Annotated in this window: 15 protein-coding genes, 1 tRNA gene and 1 pseudogene; 10 read left to right on the forward strand and 7 right to left on the reverse strand. The window is 69.0% G+C overall.

The window, feature by feature from the left end; genetic code table 11:
• Positions 1-10 precede the first annotated feature (10 nt).
• Complete coding sequence (locus F1734_RS04315) at positions 11-808, reverse strand: DUF5602 domain-containing protein (protein ID WP_203011384.1); 798 nt, start codon at positions 806-808, stop codon at positions 11-13.
• Positions 809-1,047: 239 nt separating this feature from the next.
• On the opposite strand from F1734_RS04315, the gene F1734_RS04320 reads away from it, so the two are divergent.
• The 7 genes from F1734_RS04320 (at position 1,048) to F1734_RS04350 (ending at position 8,969) form a co-directional block, all read left to right on the forward strand.
• On the forward strand, positions 1,048-1,479 hold the full coding sequence (locus F1734_RS04320) for a Fur family transcriptional regulator (RefSeq protein ID WP_010594993.1): 432 nt from the start codon (positions 1,048-1,050) through the stop codon (positions 1,477-1,479).
• Positions 1,480-1,555: 76 nt separating this feature from the next.
• Positions 1,556-3,016, forward strand: coding sequence for a catalase (locus F1734_RS04325; RefSeq protein WP_048774222.1), 1,461 nt, complete (start codon positions 1,556-1,558; stop codon positions 3,014-3,016).
• A gap of 295 nt (positions 3,017-3,311) precedes the next feature.
• On the forward strand, positions 3,312-3,785 hold the full coding sequence (locus F1734_RS04330; RefSeq protein WP_010594995.1) for a Dps family protein: 474 nt from the start codon (positions 3,312-3,314) through the stop codon (positions 3,783-3,785).
• A gap of 143 nt (positions 3,786-3,928) precedes the next feature.
• Positions 3,929-4,738 (forward strand): metal-dependent hydrolase, encoded by an 810-nt coding sequence (locus F1734_RS04335; protein ID WP_010594996.1) that lies wholly within the window; start codon positions 3,929-3,931, stop codon positions 4,736-4,738.
• Between the two features lie 87 nt (positions 4,739-4,825).
• Positions 4,826-6,601 (forward strand): cholesterol oxidase substrate-binding domain-containing protein, encoded by a 1,776-nt coding sequence (locus F1734_RS04340; RefSeq protein ID WP_203011385.1) that lies wholly within the window; start codon positions 4,826-4,828, stop codon positions 6,599-6,601.
• A gap of 126 nt (positions 6,602-6,727) precedes the next feature.
• On the forward strand, positions 6,728-8,173 hold the full coding sequence (locus F1734_RS04345) for a family 43 glycosylhydrolase (protein WP_040273649.1): 1,446 nt from the start codon (positions 6,728-6,730) through the stop codon (positions 8,171-8,173).
• A 49-nt stretch (positions 8,174-8,222) separates the two neighbouring features.
• Positions 8,223-8,969, forward strand: coding sequence for a maleylpyruvate isomerase family mycothiol-dependent enzyme (locus F1734_RS04350; protein WP_017681212.1), 747 nt, complete (start codon positions 8,223-8,225; stop codon positions 8,967-8,969).
• A 12-nt stretch (positions 8,970-8,981) separates the two neighbouring features.
• On the opposite strand, the pseudogene F1734_RS04355 reads toward F1734_RS04350, so the two are convergent.
• Both F1734_RS04355 and F1734_RS04360 read right to left on the reverse strand, forming a co-directional pair.
• Positions 8,982-10,003 (reverse strand): annotated as a pseudogene (locus tag F1734_RS04355) (ABC transporter substrate-binding protein).
• Positions 10,004-10,083: 80 nt separating this feature from the next.
• Positions 10,084-11,304 (reverse strand): fatty acid desaturase family protein, encoded by a 1,221-nt coding sequence (locus tag F1734_RS04360; RefSeq protein ID WP_203011386.1) that lies wholly within the window; start codon positions 11,302-11,304, stop codon positions 10,084-10,086.
• Positions 11,305-11,657: 353 nt separating this feature from the next.
• On the opposite strand from F1734_RS04360, the gene F1734_RS04365 reads away from it, so the two are divergent.
• Positions 11,658-12,413: a TetR/AcrR family transcriptional regulator C-terminal domain-containing protein gene (locus F1734_RS04365; protein ID WP_010595002.1), complete on the forward strand. Its 756-nt coding sequence runs from the start codon at positions 11,658-11,660 to the stop codon at positions 12,411-12,413.
• On the opposite strand, the gene F1734_RS04370 is transcribed toward F1734_RS04365, so the two are convergent.
• The 3 genes from F1734_RS04370 to F1734_RS04380 form a co-directional block, all read right to left on the reverse strand.
• Positions 12,388-12,876, reverse strand: a complete 489-nt coding sequence (locus tag F1734_RS04370; RefSeq protein WP_010595003.1) for a DUF5994 family protein — start codon at positions 12,874-12,876, stop codon at positions 12,388-12,390. The genes F1734_RS04365 and F1734_RS04370 overlap by 26 nt on opposite strands.
• 195 nt (positions 12,877-13,071) lie before the next feature.
• Positions 13,072-13,145, reverse strand: a tRNA-Pro gene (locus F1734_RS04375).
• Between the two features lie 54 nt (positions 13,146-13,199).
• Complete coding sequence (locus F1734_RS04380; RefSeq protein WP_017681216.1) at positions 13,200-14,153, reverse strand: metallophosphoesterase; 954 nt, start codon at positions 14,151-14,153, stop codon at positions 13,200-13,202.
• Between the two features lie 65 nt (positions 14,154-14,218).
• Between F1734_RS04380 and F1734_RS04385 the strand changes: the two genes are divergently transcribed.
• Entirely contained in the window at positions 14,219-14,695 is a 477-nt protein-coding gene (locus F1734_RS04385; protein ID WP_017681217.1) for a GatB/YqeY domain-containing protein, read from the forward strand.
• Positions 14,696-14,750: 55 nt separating this feature from the next.
• On the opposite strand, the gene F1734_RS04390 is transcribed toward F1734_RS04385, so the two are convergent.
• The gene (locus tag F1734_RS04390; protein WP_010595006.1) at positions 14,751-17,102 is read right to left on the reverse strand and encodes a penicillin-binding protein; all 2,352 of its coding nucleotides are present in this window, start codon (positions 17,100-17,102) and stop codon (positions 14,751-14,753) included.
• A 301-nt stretch (positions 17,103-17,403) separates the two neighbouring features.
• On the opposite strand from F1734_RS04390, the gene F1734_RS04395 reads away from it, so the two are divergent.
• Positions 17,404-17,727, forward strand: coding sequence for a WhiB family transcriptional regulator (locus F1734_RS04395; protein WP_026137870.1), 324 nt, complete (start codon positions 17,404-17,406; stop codon positions 17,725-17,727).
• Positions 17,728-17,794: the final 67 nt, after the last annotated feature.

The raw sequence follows: 17,794 nt of genomic DNA on the forward strand, positions 1-17,794 counted from the left end.
GGCGCCGGGCTCACGACGCCTCGCGCATCGTGAGCCCGCCGAGCTCGACGACGTACTGCCCGGCCGCGTCGTCCCACGTCACGGAGTAGGTGGTGGGGTAGTAGCCGGACTGCTGGTACGCGCTCGGCTGGCGCAGGTCCTCGTGCAGGTCGGGACGGGAGGCGAGCCAGTCCCTGGTCATCATCGGCTCGATGAAGATGTGCCGGCCGTCCCACGAACCCTGCAGGACCGTTTCCGTGAAGTGCCCGTGCGGCTCGGTGGTGTCGAGCCAGTGCAGTCCCATCTTGGCGACGGTGCCGAGAATCGGCTGGGGGTCCGACGGTGCGTAGCCTTCCGGCAGATACTTCGGGTCTGGCAGCTTCGCGGCCCGTTCGAGATAACCGGGGACGAACGGGTGGATCGATTCCACCGTCGCGGTGTCCACGAGGTAGAAGTGCACGTCGAAGTGCGGCTGGTCGAACCCGTGCTCCGGATTGTGGCCGTGCGAGTTCCAGTCCAGCGTGACGTGGTCGACGACGGTGTCCGGCGCCCCGGCGGGCACGTCGAGGACGTAGGCCTCGGTGGTGGGCAGCAGACCGCTCGTGAGGCCGTCGAGTGCGGCCGCGTCGAGGCGGACGCCGATCGCGGTGGGAGTGCCGTCGGGGCCGACGGTGACGTACGTGTGGGCCGATCCGTTGCCGACCGGGTGCGGCGGGCCGTCGAGGGCCGTGGAACTCTGGGCTCCGGCCGCCGAGCCGAGGACGAGTGCTGTCGCCGTCGCCGTCGCACCGACGACTCCGAGCACCGCGAACGCACGAAGGTGCACCACTGTCGGGACTCCTCTCGCATGGTGGACCCCGAGCTCGGCGACGTACTCCTGTGCCTGCGCGCGCAGCCCACCGGTTTCGTGCCCCCGCGGGTTCCGGTCCGGGGCGGACCTCGTCCGAGTGGGGCTGAGAGCAGAGTAGACCCGGCCGCCGGGTCCGTTGTGCGGAATCGGGGGGATCGTGCACGGACCGATCCCGCCCGTTTTCTTGACCTATTCCAGAAAAGGGGCATACTGGGGTCATGCACCGAACGGACGAGCCTGTCGACATCCCGGCGCAACTGCGCGCCGCGGGTCTGCGGGTGACTGCTCCGCGCGTTGCCGTGCTCGGCGCGGTTGCCGCGCACCCGCATTCCGATGCGGACGAGATCGCGGTCGCGGTGCGGAGCGAACTCGGCTCCGTCTCCACGCAGGCGGTGTACGACGTGCTCAAGGCGTGTGTCGGGGCCGGGCTACTGCGCCGCATCGAACCCGCCGGCTCACCCGCCCGGTACGAGACCAGGATCGGCGACAACCACCACCACCTGGTGTGCCGCAACTGCGGCGCGGTGACCGATATCGACTGCGTCGTCGGAGCGGTCCCGTGCCTCGTGCCCTCGGACGATCACGGATTCGCCGTCGACGAGGCCGAAGTGACGTTCTGGGGTCTGTGCCCCGATTGTCGAGAATCCTAGTTCAGCAACGCTTTTCCCTCCGCCACCACCGCATCCCGCGGTGGTGTGGCGGGCACCCTTCCCCAGGAGGATCACCATGACGAATCCCCGCCCCACCACGACCGGCGTCGGTATCCCCGTCGCGAGCGACGACGAATCGCTCACCGCCGGAACGCAGGGCCCCATCCTGCTGCACGACCACTACCTGATCGAGAAGCTCGCCCAGTTCAACCGGGAACGGGTCCCGGAGCGCGTCGTGCACGCCAAGGGCGGCGGCGCGTTCGGCGAACTCGTCGTCACGAACGACGTCAGTGCGTACACCGCGGCGAAGCTGTTCCAGCCCGGCACGAGAACCGAATCCCTCGTGCGGTTCTCGACGGTGGCCGGGGAGCAGGGCAGTCCCGACACGTGGCGTGACCCGCGCGGATTCGCGGTGAAGTTCTACACCGGGGACGGCAACTACGACCTCGTCGGCAACAACACCCCGGTGTTCTTCGTCAAGGACCCGATCAAGTTCCCCGACTTCATCCACTCCCAGAAGCGGCTGCCCGGTTCGGGACTGCGCGACCACACCATGCAGTGGGACTTCTGGACGTTGCGTCCCGAGACCGCGCACCAGGTGACGTGGCTGATGGGTGACCGGGGCATCCCCCGAACCTGGCGCCACATGGACGGTTTCGGCTCCCATACCTACCAGTGGGTCAACGCCGAAGGGGAGCGGTTCTGGGTCAAGTACCACTTCAAGACGAACCAGGGCATCGAGTTCCTCACCCAGGCCGAAGCCGACCGGCTCGCCGGTACCGACCCGGACTACCATCGCGCCGATCTCCACGACGCGATCGAGCGGGGCGAGTTCCCCAGCTGGACGCTGAAGGTGCAGATCATGCCCGTGGCCGAGGCGGAGGGGTATCGCTTCAACCCGTTCGACCTGACCAAGGTGTGGTCCCAGCGTGACTACCCGCTGATCGAGGTCGGCACCTGGACGCTGAACCGCAACCCGCGCAACTTCTTCGCCGAGATCGAGCAGGCCGCGTTCGCGCCGTCGAACATCGTGCCGGGCATCGGACTGTCGCCGGACAAGATGCTGCTCGGCCGGGTGTTCTCCTACGCCGACGCGCACCGCTACCGCATCGGCGCGAACCACGCGCAGCTGCCGGTCAACGCGCCGAAGAACGAGGTGAACTCGTACTCGCAGGACGGCGCCATGCGGTACTCGTTCAACGACCCGGGCACCCCGGTGTATGCGCCGAACAGCTTCGGCGGCCCGCACGCCGACCCGCAGCTCGCCGGCGACGAAGGTCTGTGGGAGTTCGGCACCGAGGCGGTACGGGCCGGCTACGTCCGGCATGCCGAGGACGACGACTTCGGTCAGGCCGGCACGCTCGTGCGCGAGGTGCTCGACGACGCCGCTCGGGAGCGGCTGGTGGGCAACATCGTCGGACACATCCTCGGCGGAACCTCGGAGGCGTTGTACGGCCGGATCTTCGAATACTGGTCGAATGTCGACACCGACCTCGGAAAGAAGATCGAGGAGGGTGTCCGGTCGGGCCGGGCCTGACCGCGCGTCAGAGCAAGCCCCACCAGTAGAGGAGGGTGGCCAGTATCCACACGACGACCGTCTGCATCTCTTTGTCCTCCCTCGGTGCGGATTCTTCCTCCATCATCCGCCCGCGGGGGCACGGCCGCCACGGACACTCCGAGAACAGGGAGTCCCGTGTCCACTTCGTTGCCTGCGGCCGCAGGGAACCAGGCCACCGCCTCGGGCGTTGAAACAGGGCAGTATGTCCGAAGTACGACCGGCGCGACGTCCGTCGCCGCCGGGAGGCACATCGACACCGATAGGAGCTCGGATCATGACCGGACCCATCACCAGCACGCTGAATCCGGACCAGCAGAAGATCGCGGGGGATGCTCTGCAGGACACCCTGGTCGACATGATCGACCTGAGCTTGATCGCCAAGCAGGCGCACTGGAACGTCGTCGGCCCCCAGTTCCGCAGTCTGCACCTCGCCCTGGACGAGATCGTCACGGCCGCCCGGACCTACACCGACGAGGTGGCGGAGCGGCTCACGGCGATCGGCGTCAGCCCGGACGGACGGGCCACGACCGTCGCCCAGGACTCGGGCACCAAGGGGTTCGGTGCGGGTTGGACCAAGGACGAGCAGGTCGTCGCGTCGATCACCGACAACCTCTCGGCCGTCATCGGCCGCCTGCGCGAGCGCATCGCGGCGACGGACGAGGCGGACCCGGTCACGCAGGACCTGCTCATCGCCCAGACCGCCGGTCTCGAGCAGACGCATTGGATGTGGCAGGCCCAGCTCGCCTGAGCCGGTACCTCCCTCAGGGCCACCCGTTCCCGCGGGTGGCCCTTCGTGTGTTCCGGGCGATCGAACACCTGTGTTACTGAAGTGTCGGATGTGATTGCTACGTTGGCACCGGTCCGTTCTCCGATCGAAAGGTGCCTGCAGCGATGGTCATGGGTCCTACCCACGCGGTGTCCGGGGCGCTGGTCGGCCTCCTCGTCGCCGACGTGCTGCCCCCGGAGTGGGGTGGACCCGGCTCCACGGCGGAGACCTTCGCGTTCGCCGCGGTCTGCGCCGGCTCAGCCCTGCTGCCGGATCTCGACACCCCGCAGTCGACGGTGGCGCGGTCCTTCGGGCCGGTCAGTCAGGTGGCGGCGCGCGGCATCGACAACCTCTCGCTCGGCTACTACACGCTCACCAAGGGCCGTCGTGACCGTAGCCGCCGGGGTGGCCATCGCACGCTGACGCACACGGCCCTGTTCGCGGCCCTGCTGGGGGCGGGGGTGTCCATGCTCGTCGCCCGGTTCGACCGGGTCGCGGTCGTCGCCGTCCTGTTCGTCACGCTCGGCCTGGCGCTGCGCGGGCTCGCGGACGGCTGGGCCAAGCGCAACGGGTGGCTCGTGGTGACCGCGACCTCGGCGGTGTTGTCGGTGCTCATGTGGAACTGGTTCCCCGGCGAGGTGGGTTCGGTGGGCCTCGGGGTGGCGGTAGCGCTCGGATGCGCGACGCACTGCCTGGGCGACGCCGTCACCAAGGAGGGCATCCCGTTTCTCGCGCCGTTCGTGCCCTGGCGCGGCGAACGCTGGTGGGAGATCCGGATGCCCGGGTTCCTCGCCATCCGCGCCGGCGGCGCGTTCGAGCTGGCGATCCTCGGCCCGGCGCTGACGATCGCCGCGGTCGCGATAGCGGTGTGGTCGATCGACGGCGCGCCGGAACTCCTGCGCGAAGCCGTCGGGGTGTCGCGCGCCGGCAGCTGACGCGGATTTCGGAACCACTGGCATCGAAAGAGAACTTGTTCTATTTTTGCTCTGTTTCTGCCTCTCGCCAGATCGGAGCCCAGCCCGGTGAAAGCCCGCGATGCCCGGACGGACGGCGACCCCGTCTCCACCACGACCCTCAGCCGACGAGGCTTTCTCGGCGCCGCCGGTGCCGTGGGATTGACCGGTCTCGCCTGGAAACCCGCCGGCGCAGTCCCGGTCGGTGATCCGCGCGCCACCATTCCGGCGCCCCCGGCATTCCCCGCGGATATCCCGCTGGCCCAGCAGCGCTTCGAGAACTGGGCCCGGACGATCCGCTTCGACGCGGTGTGGACCGCGACCGCACGCGATGCGCACGACGTCGTGCGCATCGCCGACTGGGCCCGCGCCCACGGCTACCGCGTCCGCCCGCGGGGCACCATGCACAGCTGGAGCCCGCTGACCGTCGTGCCCGGCGAGAGCGTCGAGAAGATCGTGCTGATCGACACGATGGCGCACCTGAACGCCGTCACCGTCGATCCCGCAGGAACGCCCGCCACCGTCACCGCCGGCGCGGGCGCGAGCATCGAATCGATCCTCACCGCGCTGGAGCAGCACGGCCTCGGGTGGGCCAATGCGCCGGCCATCGGCGACATCACCATCGCCGGAGCGCTGTCGATCGGCGCGCACGGCGCCACCTATCCGGCGGCGGGGGAGCGGGCGATCCCCGGCCAGTCGTTCGGCTCCCTGTCGAACCTCGTCGTCGCCCTCACCGCCGTCGTGTGGAACGGCGCCGCCGGCGCCTACGAACTGCGCGAGTTCCGTCGGTCCGAACCCGAGACCACGCCCCTGCTCGCCCACCTGGGCCGCAGCTTCGTCACCTCGGTGACCCTGCAGGCCGGGGCCAACTACCGGCTGCGCTGCCAGAGCTTCACCGACGTGCCGTGGCAGGAACTGTTCGCCCCGCCCGGCGCTCCGGGCCGCACCTTCGAGCGGTTCGTCGAGGAGTCCGGCCGAGTGGAGGCGATCTGGTTCCCCTTCACGCAGACGCCGTGGTTGAAGATCTGGTCGGTGTGCCCCGAGAAGCCGCCGACCGCGCGCGAGGTGCACGGCCCGTACAACTACTTCTTCTCCGACAGCATCCCCGAGGAGGTCACCACACTTCTCGGTCAGGTGGCGAGCGGGATGCAGGCCGCCACCCCGGCCTTCGGCGCCGCCCAGTTCGGGGCCGTCGCCGCCGGTCTCGCCGCCACCGGCACCGCCGACCTGTGGGGCTGGTCGAAGGACCTGTTGTTCTATCTGCGGGCCACCACGCTGCGCGTCGTCGCCGGCGGCGGGGTGGTCCTCACGCGGCGGGCGAACATCGCCCGCGTCATCCACGAGTTCACCACGTGGTTGCACGAACGGATGACCCACTACGCCTCGCTCGGGCAGTATCCGGTCAACATGCCGTTCGAGGTGCGCCTGTGCACCGTGGACGATCAGTCGGAGGTGCTCGTCGAGTCGGCGGGCCCGCCGAACCTGTCGGCCGTCCGTCCCCGTCCCGACCGGCCCGAGTGGGACACGGCCATCTGGATGAACGTCGTCTCCGTTCCCGGCACCGCGGGACAGTCCGCCTTCTTCCAGGAGATGGAGCAGTGGATGGCCGACCACTACTCCGGTGACTACGCGACCTTCCGGTCGGAGTGGTCGAAGGGCTGGGCGTTCGACGCGGCGGGCGGATACCGGGATCCGAGGTTTCTCGGTGAGGTCGTCCCGGCGATGTACCGCACCGGACTGTCCGCCGACGAGGGCTGGGACGCGGCGCGCGCGTCGTTCGACCGGCACGACCCGCATCGGGTGTTCACCAACGGATTCCTCGATCGGTTGCTGCCGCCGGTGTGAGGCGCGGGACCGGTCCGAGGGCACGGTTCGGTTTCGATCCCGCCGCTTCCGTCGTTCACAACTCTCACATCAGTCACATCCGTATACATTTGCCCCGTTCCATGTGGGTGCGACGGTGGGAGCGACGTGCGGAAGTTCGAGACGGGGAAGAACGCGGGAGGCACGCACGCGGCGCGGCGCCACGTCCGTCGGGGGGCCGCCGCCGCAGCGCTGCTCGCCTGTCTGATCGCCCCGGCGCCGTCGGCCGCGGCGAACCCGATCGTCGAGCCGGTGGCGGCCGACCCCAGCATCGTGCGGGCATCCGACGGGGCGTACTACATGTACACGACGGGTGACGACTGGGGCGACGGCCGGGGCCTGCGCGGGATGTCCGTCTTCACGTCCTTCGACCTCACGGACTGGAAGTACGTCGACGACGTGTTCTCCGAGATTCCCACCTGGCACCCGCCGGACAACTACGTGTGGGCTCCCCACGTGATCGAGTCGGACTCCGGCTACAGCCTCTACTACGCGCTCCCGGACGGGGCGAATCCGTGCATCGGTCTCGCCACCGCACCCGGACCGGCCGGCCCGTGGACCGACCTGGGTCGTCCCGTGTTCTGCGCCGAGGACGTCGGAGTCCAGGGCACGATCGATCCGTTCGTATGGGACGACGGCACGACGAAGACGATGTTCGTCGGGAATTTCAAAGGCGTCTACGCCATCCCGCTGAATGCGGAGGGAACCGCGCCTGCCGGCGAACCGGTCCGGGTCGCGGACGAACGCTTCGAGGGACCACACGTCGAACATCGCGACGGCTACTACTACCTGTTCCTCTCCTCCGGCCACTGCTGCAACGGCGCCGACACCGCCTACCGGGTCCTCGTCGGCCGGTCCGAGTCGTTGACCGGCCCGTACGTCGACCGCAAGGGCGACGATCTCGACGGCGGTGGCGGCGCGCTCATCCTGGCCGGCAGCGACCCGTGGGCAGGGCCCGGGCACAACACGGTGGTGACCGACGACGCCGGCGACGACTGGATCGTCTACCACGCGATTCCCCGCGACGATCTCCAGCTGCCCAGCGGCGCGCAGCGACGGGAGGGCATGATCGACCGGATCGTGTGGGCCAACGGCTGGCCGGAGATCGGCGACGGATCCCCGTCGTCGACCCGTCCCGCCGTTCCCCGAACGGATCTGCCCGTGCGCGTCTCCCTCACCGCGGACACGTCCACGACGCTGCCCGCGTCCGGCGGGGTGGTCGAGGCCACCCTGCTCGTCGAAGCACCCGACGACGCGCCCTACACGGGGCAGGTGTGGGCCGGGGCGGTCCGCCCGAACGGCGAGGAAGGCGAGCCGGTCCTGGACCCGATCGACGTCGATCTGGCCGCGGGGGAAACCCTCGAGGAGCGGATCGCGTTCACGGTGAGCGACGGTGCGGCGAACGGCACGTATGGTCTGTACGCGTTCGCCGGCACCCACGGCGGGGAGATCGTCGAGTTCGGTGCCGTCACCGCCCGCAAGTCCGACGGGCTCTCGGACGTCGGGGAGCCCGTCGACGTGATGACGCTGCGCGTGCGCGAGACGGCGCGCTGACAGGGGGCGCTCCGGCAGGAAGCAGGTGCCCGGGACGCATAATCGAGGCGTGGATCGAGCGTCCTATCCGAAGCTGTTGCGCGCGGACACCGAGCGGCTGCTCGCCGTCGGCGAAGGCCGGCTCGACCGGCCGGTCCCGACCTGCCCGCGCTGGTCCGTCGAGCGGCTTCTCGGGCACGTCGGCCGCGTGCACCGGAACGCGGCAGCCTGGCTGCGGACCGGCCGCCGCACCGAGATCCCACCCGCTCCGGCCGGGGCCGCCGTCCTCCCGTGGGTGCGGGACGGACTCGAGGAGTTGACGGAGGCCGTGCAGTCGGCCGACCCGCACGCCGACGAGCAGACCTTCGCCGGACCGCAGCCGGCGTCGTTCTGGGTCCGTCGCATGGCGGTCGAAACTGCGCTGCACCGGACCGACGCCGAGCTCGCCACGGGCGAGGGCACCACGCCCGTCGACACCGCACTGGCCGTCGAGGGCATCGACGAACTCTTCGGGGTGCTGCTCCCGTTCCGTGCCCTTGCCGGGACGGGGAGTGCCGGGTCGCCGTCCTGGTCTGGGAAGACGATGCACCTGCATGCGACCGACCCCGCCCTCGCCGCGGGCGAGGGCGAATGGTCGATCACCTTCGATGCCGACGAACCTTCCGTCGTCCACACCCACGCCGAGGGGGACGTCGCAGTCTGCGGGCCGGCGTCGGATCTGTTGCTCCTCCTGTGGAACCGGGCGTCCCTCGACCGGTTCGAGGTGTTCGGTGACGCCGCGTTGCTGACCCGTTGGCGCGACGAGGTGACGATCTGACGCCGATGTCGGTTACTGCCGTGCGAGCAATCGCTCGAGGTCGTCGAGAACGAGCATTGCGCCGGTCGGGCCGAGTGCGAGGAACCACGTCTCGTCGCTCACCGCGACGGCGCGCCCCTGCTGCACGGCTGTGAGGCTCGACCACAGCGGGCCGCCGACGACGGCCGCCTCGTCGGTTTCTCTGCCGTAGCTCGAGTAGAAGATCCGGTCGCCGTCCGCCTCCGTGATCGTTTCCGGGCTGACCTCGGCCGCAAGTTCCTCGATGTCCTGGACCGGCGGACGGCGCAGCCCGACGTCCTGCAGGATGACGCCGATGAACGAGAGGTTTTCCCGTACAGGCGGATCTTGCCGGACATGAACCGCACCAGCGAGATGCTTGGATCGCCCTGGATCGAGTCCCCCACCTCGTCGGCGCGGGTCTGATAGGCATTGAGGACCGACTCGGCTTTCTCCTCCTCGCCCAGCGCGTCCGCGACGAGCAGGAAATTCTCCTTCCAGGGGAAACCGGGCCGGATCGAGAACACGGTCGGAGCGATGGCGGACAGCTGCGGGTACATCTTGTCCGCGCGGAGCTTGCTGCCGACGATCAGATCCGGCCGCAGCGTGCCGATGGCCTCGAGATCGAGGTTGTTGATCGTGCCCACGTCGGCGACGCCGGCGAGCCGGTCCGCGAGGTACGACGGCTGCTCCGCAGCGCCCTCGGGACTCGCGATGCCCACGGGAGTGAGGCCGAGGGAGAGGACGGCATCGAGCTCGCCGCCGTCGAGCACGACGACGCGCTGCGGCTTGGCCGCGATCTCCGTCTCGCCGAGAGCGTGGGTGACGACCCGGGGGAACTGTCCGGGCGCCGCGTCGCTGCCGAGCTTCGCCGTCTCCTCGTCGGCGGTGGCGAACAGCCGGCCACCGGTGGCGACGTCGGCGTTGCCGGCGCCGGTGTCGCGGGTCGACTCGGCGGCGCCGCCGCAGGCCGCGACCGTGAAGGTGACGAGCAGGGCCGCGGCGGTGAGGCGGCCGAGGTGTCTGAGCTTGTTCATGAGGGGAGGCTATCCTCACGGCCTGCTCTTCCGTGGCCCCGCCCCGGATGGTCACCCCAATGCCGGGCAGGGTTCATCGCTCACCGGCGGTTGCGCCGGTCGAGGTGCAAGGTCCGCAGAACTGCCCGACGGCCGGGCCGAAGGGCCACCGGCGGAACGACCGGCGCGGTAGCCGGGGAGCGGAACTTCAGTTCGGAGGCGGTTTCCGGGGCGTCATCGGAGGTCGCCCGCAGGAATCGATCGGGCAGCGCGAGCTTGTGGATCGTACGCAGAGTCAGAAGATACTGCCGCACAAGCGGACCCGTCGTGTACGGCAGATCGTACTTGTCGCACAGCGCCCGGACCTTCATGGAGATCTCTGCGTAGCGGTTGCTGGAAAGGTCCGGGAACAGATGATGCTCGATCTGGTAGCAGAGGTTGCCGCTCAGGAAAGCCATCACCGCGCCGGCGCGGAAGTTGGCACTTCCGAGCATCTGCCGGAGATACCATTCCGCCCTCGTCTCGTGCTCGAGCTCGACGAGGGTGAACTTCTCGGCGCCGTCGGGAAAGTGCCCGCAGAAGATCACCACGTACGACCACAGGTTCCGGAGCAGATTCGCGACCAGATCGGCCGTCAGGGTACGCCGCCAGCGACGACCGCTGAGCGCGGGGAAGACCAGGTAGTCCTTCAGCGATTGGCGGACAAGCTTTCCCGTCAGTGCTCGCCGGTGGGCGGTCTTCTCGGCCTCGCTGCCGGCGTGCTCGTTCGCGGAATGCAGACCGTGCAGTGCGATCCCCCACTCGAAGGTGATTGCCAACAGCAGGTTTCGCAGCGGTTGCGCCAGATTGCCGGGCTGCCAAGGCTGGTCGCGGGTGATCCGGATGACGCCGAAGCCGAGGTCGTCGTCCACTCCGACGACGTTGTTGAAAACGTGGTGGCGGTAGTTGTGGGAGTACCGCCACTGCGAGGAGAGCCCGGCCATGTCCCACTCCCACGTCGTGGAGTGGATTTCCGGGTCGTTCATCCAGTCCCACTGCCCGTGCGAGACGTTGTGACCGATCTCCATGTTCTCCACGCTCTTGGCGACAGCGAGGGCTGCCACTCCGAGAACCCACCCGGCCCGAGCCCTGCTGGTGCAGATCAGCAGCCGTGCAGCGACATCCAGTGCACGCTGGAACGCGATCGTGCGCCGGATGTAGGCGGCGTCCGCCGCCCCGAGCGACTCGGCGACATCTCGGCGGATCTCGTTCAGTTCGGTGCTCAGCGCCTCGACATCATCCGCGGTGAGGTGCGCATATTCCTTGATGTCGGAGATCGCCATGGTGTCCTTTCCGCATCGAGTTCGCAACGGGCGAGGTAGGATTCGGACCCCGCTGCGGGAGCGGATCAACGGTCGGTGCGGTGGCCCACCGCGGCGCACGTCGTCGAGTCACGTTCTCGGTAGCGGGGCGGCCACGACGCCGGTGCGTGTCGGTCGATTCGCGACGGGATCCGCGGGGCGCCCCGCCCGTTCCGGCGGTCACGACGAGCAGGACGTTCGGTCGCACAAGGTCGATCACGGCGGCCTCCCGAGGCCTGGGATGTAGGACCAGTCAACACCGCGTCACCGAGGGTGTCAACGCTGTAGACCTACAGCACAGGGCTACAGTGGGCACGGACGGGAAGGAGTCCGTGATGCCGAAGACTCCCGCGGGCCGCCCGGTCGGACCCTGGGGCGGGAACATTCGGACCCGGGAAGCGATCCTCACGTCCGCGCTCGCGATCATCGATCGCGACGGCGTCGAGGGGCTCTCCATGCGCCGCCTCGGCAAGGCACTCGGCCGGGATCCGATGATCCTGTACCGCCACGCGCCGAACAAGGCCGCCCTCCTCGACGGAGTCGCCGAGATCGTCCTCGGGCAACTGTCCGTCGACCCCCAGGGCGGTGACTGGGAAGATCAACTACGAACGGTGGCAAGGGATTTCCGTCGACTGGCTCTCGACCACCCGCACGTGGTTCCGTTGCTGGTCACCCGCCCCTTGTCCACGCCCCTCGCGCTGCGTCCGCTCGGAACTCTGCGTCCCCTCGAAGGTATCCTGACCCTGCTCACCCGGGCCGGCTTCACTGCGGCCGACGCCCTGCATGTCTACCGGGCCTTGTTCGGGTTCCTTCACGGTCACGTCCTCGACGAGTTGCAGGAACTCGTCGAGCGGCCGGAGGAGTCCGACGACCTGCTCCGCCTGGGGCTGCATCGGCTACCGATCGGCGAGTTCCCCATCCTACGTAGTCTCGCGCCGATTCTGGCCTCCTACGACGGTGCCGCCGAGTTCGAGCGCGGCCTCGACGTCTTCTTTTCGGGCCTGACGGCCACACTGGACTCCGGGGGCGGCCGGTATCCGGACGAGCCGGCACCGCCGGCCGATCCTACGAATCCGCCAACGTGCGCATGATGCCGTAGGCGTGGTCCGGTTCGGTGTCGGGGGACAGGAGCACCAGCACGAGTTGGGTGCCGTTGCACCCGAGGAAGTACATCGTGTGCGGTGGTTGTCCGGGTGCCGGTTCGCGCAGGGCGGTGCCGCCCGAGTCGAGGGTGAACTCGTCGATTCGTTTTCGCGAGATCTGCAGGGCGTTCCAGTCGAAGCAGACCCGGGCCACGGGTCCGAGGCGCAGGACGAGCGCGGAGATCAGGTCGTCCAGCTCGTCGGTGAGGTTCGTGGTCCACGGGAACCAGGAGCCGTCGATCGAGGACGGTGGTGCGGAGTTCGGCCGGAGCAGGAAGCGCGGCGTGTGGGCCGGTGTGGGAAATCGGGCAGGTGGGCGGTGCGACGGCGCGGTGCGCTCGGGCGGCACGGAGCGATCGGGCGGCACGGAGCGATCGTCGGCGACGTGGGTGATGGCGTGGTTGTGCGTCATGAGACGCTCCTTGGGTGGCCTCGGGGAGGCCGGCTTGTCACCGGGAGGCGTCGAGCCGGATGCTCGAGACGGGAACGTGCCGGTCTGCTCACCGTACGTCACGATCACGGCGGACGTGCCGTGCCGAGAAACTGAGAACGAGATCGGGGCCTCTTCTCCGTGCGGAGAAGAGGCCCCGATCAGGTTCTTCGCGAGTCGGGGTGGCGGGATTCGAACCCACGACCTCTTCGTCCCGAACGAAGCGCGCTACCAAGCTGCGCCACACCCCGTTTCGAACCTCGGTCAGCTTACAGCACGATGGGGTTGACGGTTAAATCGCCTGGTCAGCGCGGCGAAAACGTACTCCGGGTACCCGCGTCCGCGGTGCTTCGAGCCTGCTCCCGCGGTGCCGGAACCAGCGTCAGCAGCGTCGCCTCGGGACGGCACCAGAACCGGGCGGGTGCCGTCGGTGACGTGCCGATGCCCGCCGAGACGTGCAACCGCATGTGCGACCCCCAGCGCGACGGGCCCTTGACCCGCGACCGGTCCAGCCCGCAGTTGGTCACCAGCGCGCCGACCAGCGGCAGGCACAGTTGACCACCGTGGGTATGACCCGCCATCACCAGGTCGTACCCGTCGTCCGCGAACCGGTCCAGCACCCGCGGTTCGGGCGAGTGGGTCAGCCCCAGCCGCAGATCCGCCGCCGGATTCGCGGGACCGGCGACGGTGTCGTACCGGTCCCGGTCGATGTGCGGGTCGTCGACACCGGCTGCGCTGATGCGCACCCCGGCGATCTCGAGCTCGCGTCGCACGTGCGTGACGTCGAGCCAGCCGCGCTCGCTGAACGCGGCGCGCAGATCACTCCAGGGCAGTGGCGCGCCGTGCACGCGCTCGTGGTCGCGGTCGAAGTACTTCAGCGGGTTCTTCACCCGCGGCCCGAAGTAGTCGTTGCTGCCGAAGACGAACAGCCCCGGCCGGGCGAGCAGACCGCCGAGCGCCTGCACGACGGCGGGGACCGCCTTCGGATGCGCGAGATTGTCACCGGTGTTGATCACCAGGTCGGGTTCGAGGCGGTCGAGCTCGCGAAGCCAGTTCTGCTTGAGCCGCTGCCCGGGCGTCATGTGGATGTCGCTCAGGTGCAGCACTCGCAGCGTCGAGGCGTCCGGCGCGAGCACCGGCAGCGTCACCTCCCGCAGAGCGAAGGCGTTGCGCTCGACGAGCGTCGCGTAGCCGAGGCCGAGGACAGCGGCACCGGCCGCGCCGATCGCGGCACGTCGGAGAGTAGGAACGTCTGGCACGTCTCCAGCGTACCGCCGGGGCTCGTCCGTGCACGGGTTCGCAGGGCACCGCGTAGCGTCGAGGCATGTCCGAGACCACGTCCTCGCTCAAAGCCACGCTCCGCGCCGACCTCACGTCCGCGATGAAGGACAAGGATGCGCTGCGCACCAACACGCTGCGCATGTTGCTCGCCGCTGTCCAGACCGAAGAAGTCGCCGGCAAGCAGGCACGCGATCTCACCGACGAGGAAGTCGTGAAGGTGCTCGCGCGCGAAGCGAAGAAGCGCGGCGAAGCTGCCGAGGTGTATACCGAGAACGGCCGCGGGGAACTGGCGGCGAAAGAGCACGCCGAGGCCCGCATCATCGACGGGTACCTGCCGACCCCGCTCACCGACGCCGAACTGGCCGACGTGGTGGACACCGCCATCGCCCAGGTCGCCGAGGAGATCGGGGAGCGGCCGGGGCCCCGGCAGATGGGTCAGGTCATGAAGGCGGCGACCGCGATCGCCGCCGGGAAGACCGACGGCAAGCGCCTGTCCGCCGCCGTCAAGTCGCGCCTGTAGACCGCACCGGTAGACGACGGCGCCGCCCGGTCGTCGCGCGACCGGGCGGCGACGGTCATCGTCCCGGGATGGGTGCCGGCGCGGCCGGCACCGTCGTGTCCGGTACCCGGCTCTCGCTCGGCCGGGCCGGTGTCGCACTCGGGCTCGGCGGCGCGGCGCGCACCGACCCGTCGCTGACGAAGATCGTCACCGTCGAGCCGGGGACGGCGGAACCGGACGGCGAGACCGAGGCGACGGTGCCACTGCGGCCTTCCGCCTTGACGGTCGTCTCCGTCACCTGGAACCCGGCGTCGATCAGGCGCTGGCTGGCCTGCTGCCGGTTCAGGCCCACGACGTTGGGGACCTGCGCGTTGCCGGCGCCGCGCACGTACTTCTGATCCACGGGGGGCAGCTCGGTGGGGCCGAACTTGTTCGCGACCGGCAGCAGCGCATCGAACCACGTGCGTGCGGGCTCGGTGCCGCCGAAGAGGTTGCCGTCGTAGCAGGGGCGCACCGGCCCGGAACAGATCTGCCCCGGCGTAGGCGAGTCACCGTACGTGTAGACGGATCCGGCGAGATTGTTGGTGAAACCGAGGAAGGCCGAGGACATGTGCGACTCGGTGGTTCCCGTCTTGGCCGACACCGGCAGGTTCCAGCCCACCGAGCCGGCCGCGCCGGCCGCCGTGCCGCCACCCGACGTGTCCTTGCCCAGGGCGTTCGCGAGCGTGTCGGCCAGGCCCGGTTCGACGACCTGTTCGCAGGCCTGCTGGGTGATCGGCACGGGCTTGCCCTCGCGGTCGAACACCGCGTCGATCGGCGTGGGCGGGCACCACTTGCCGTGGGAGGCGAGCGTCGCCGCGACGTTGGACAGCTCCAGCGGGTTGACCCAGGTGGGTCCCAGGGTGAACGAACCGAGGTGCTGCGCCTTCTGCATCTCGGACATGCTCTGCTCGCCGAAACCGGAGGAATTGGGCTGGGCGTAGGAGCGCAGACCGAGCCGCACCGACATGTCGACGACGGAGTCCACCCCGGTGGCCTCGATCAGCTTGACGAAGGCGGTGTTGGGGGACTGCGCCAGCGCGTCCGTCACCGACAGCTTCGGCGGGTACGGCGCGGCGTTCTCGACGCAGTAGGTGGCTGGCGGGCACCCGGGGGCGCCGCCGTCACCGAGACCGCGGGCGTTGTAGCGGGCCGGCACGTCCAGCACGGCACTCGTGCCGAGGCCCTTCTCCATCGCCGCGGCCACCGTGAAGATCTTGAACACCGAGCCGGCGCCGTGACCGGTCAGCGAGTACGGCTGCGGCTGCACCGTCTGGTTGGCCTCGCCGTCGAGACCGTACACGCGGCTCGACCCCATCGCGAGGACACGATGCGAATCCTCCCCGGGCCGGATCACGTTCATCACCGTGGCGACGTCCTCGACGGTCGGGCTCGTGAACTTGTCCAGCGACGACTTGACCGAGTTCTGGATCTCGGGGTCGAGCGTGGTGCGGATGAGATATCCGCCCTTGTCGATCTGTTCGCGGGACAACCCGGCTTCGGCCAGGTACTGCAGCGCGTACTCGCAGAAGAACCCCCGGTCGCCCGCGGCGATGCACCCGCGCGGCAGGGTCTTCGGCTCGGGCAGGACGCCGAGCGGCTGCTCCTTCGCGGCACGGATCTCGGCGGCGCGCTCGGGGATGTTCTGGATCATCGTGTCGAGCACGACGTTGCGCCGCGCCAGCACGCCGTCCGGATTGGTGTACGGGTTCAGCGCGGAACTGGACTGCACCATGCCGGCGAGCATCGCGGACTGGGTGACGTTCAGGTCCTTCGCGTCGATGCCGAAGTACGTCTGCGCGGCGTCCTGCACGCCGAAGGATCCGTTCCCGAACGGCACGAGGTTCAGGTAGCGGGTGAGGATCTCGTCCTTGGTCAGCTCGTCGTCGAGCGTCAGCGCCATCCGGATCTCCCGGATCTTGCGCGCGGGCGTCGTCTCGATCGCGGCGCGGCGTTCGGCGTCGGTCTTGGCGACCACGTGCAGCAGGTAGTTCTTCACGTACTGCTGGTCGATCGTGGACGCGCCCTGCTCGACCTGCCCGCTGGTGGTGTTGGTGAGGAAGGCGCGGATGGTGCCCTGCCAGTCGACACCCTGGTGTTCGGCGAAGCGCTTGTCCTCGATGGAGACGATGGCGAGCTTCATCTCGTTGGAGATCTGGTCGCTCGGCACCTCGAACCGGCGCTGGTCGTAGAGCCAGGCGATGGGTGTGCCCGCGGCGTCGGTCATGGTGGTGACCGCGGGCACCACCCCCTCGACGAGTTCGGCGGAACTGTTGTCCACCGTGTCCGCGGCGCGGTTCGAGACGTAGCCGAACCCTCCGGCCGCCGGGAACATCACACCGGCCAGCAGGACTCCGCCCAGTGCCGTGCATCCTGCGAGCTTCGCCACCGTTTTTCCGATCGACACGCCTACACAGTACGTGCCGCGGCGGAGCACGGACCCCGCCGCACGCGTTCCCGTGTCCGCGTTGCGCTGGCGAAAACCCTCCGACGTGCAGTGATGCACGGGCGTACCAGAAAAGTGTTTCTCCACCTTGCGCACGGGGAACTCTTTACCTAGATTGAGTCCTCAGTGTGATGCAGATAACACCTGAATAGGAATGTGGCGCAGAACGGTCGTGCTAGGCCGTCGATACTGCGTGCCTTCCAGGACCCCGTGACACGGCGTTCGGAGAGTAAGGGGCAACTGAATGCACATGACCACCCCGATGGCCCGGCTCGACGTAGACCAAGCAGAAGCACGCATCGCATGGGTATCGAAAGCCCGATGCCGTGAAGTGGACCCCGATCAGTTGTTCGTCCGTGGCGCCGCCCAGCGCAAGGCCGCAGTCATCTGCCGGCACTGCCCGGTGATGCTCCAGTGCGGCGCCGACGCCCTCGACAACCGCGTCGAATTCGGCGTCTGGGGCGGGATGACCGAACGTCAGCGCCGGGCGCTGCTCAAGCAGCATCCCGAAGTCGACTCCTGGGCCGACTTCTTCGAGGCTCAGCGTCAGCACCAGAACGCCGTCTGACCGATCGGCCGTCCGACCGATCAGCCGTCCGACCGATCAGCCGTCCGACCGATCAGTGGGAACCCGC

The organism is Rhodococcus ruber (assembly GCF_016804345.1).
Classification (GTDB): Bacteria; Actinomycetota; Actinomycetes; order Mycobacteriales; family Mycobacteriaceae; genus Rhodococcus; species Rhodococcus ruber.

Excerpts from the sequence above, each read along its gene's own strand:
- F1734_RS04320 (WP_010594993.1), top strand. The coding sequence starts at position 1,048 with ATGCACCGAACGGACGAGCCTGTCGACATCCCGGCGCAACTGCGCGCC.
- F1734_RS04325 (WP_048774222.1), top strand. The coding sequence starts at position 1,556 with ATGACGAATCCCCGCCCCACCACGACCGGCGTCGGTATCCCCGTCGCG.
- F1734_RS04330 (WP_010594995.1), top strand. The coding sequence starts at position 3,312 with ATGACCGGACCCATCACCAGCACGCTGAATCCGGACCAGCAGAAGATC.
- F1734_RS04335 (WP_010594996.1), top strand. The coding sequence starts at position 3,929 with ATGGTCATGGGTCCTACCCACGCGGTGTCCGGGGCGCTGGTCGGCCTC.
- F1734_RS04360 (WP_203011386.1), bottom strand. The coding sequence starts at position 11,304 with ATGGCGATCTCCGACATCAAGGAATATGCGCACCTCACCGCGGATGAT.
- F1734_RS04365 (WP_010595002.1), top strand. The coding sequence starts at position 11,658 with ATGCCGAAGACTCCCGCGGGCCGCCCGGTCGGACCCTGGGGCGGGAAC.
- F1734_RS04370 (WP_010595003.1), bottom strand. The coding sequence starts at position 12,876 with ATGACGCACAACCACGCCATCACCCACGTCGCCGACGATCGCTCCGTG.
- F1734_RS04385 (WP_017681217.1), top strand. The coding sequence starts at position 14,219 with ATGTCCGAGACCACGTCCTCGCTCAAAGCCACGCTCCGCGCCGACCTC.
- F1734_RS04395 (WP_026137870.1), top strand. The coding sequence starts at position 17,404 with ATGCACATGACCACCCCGATGGCCCGGCTCGACGTAGACCAAGCAGAA.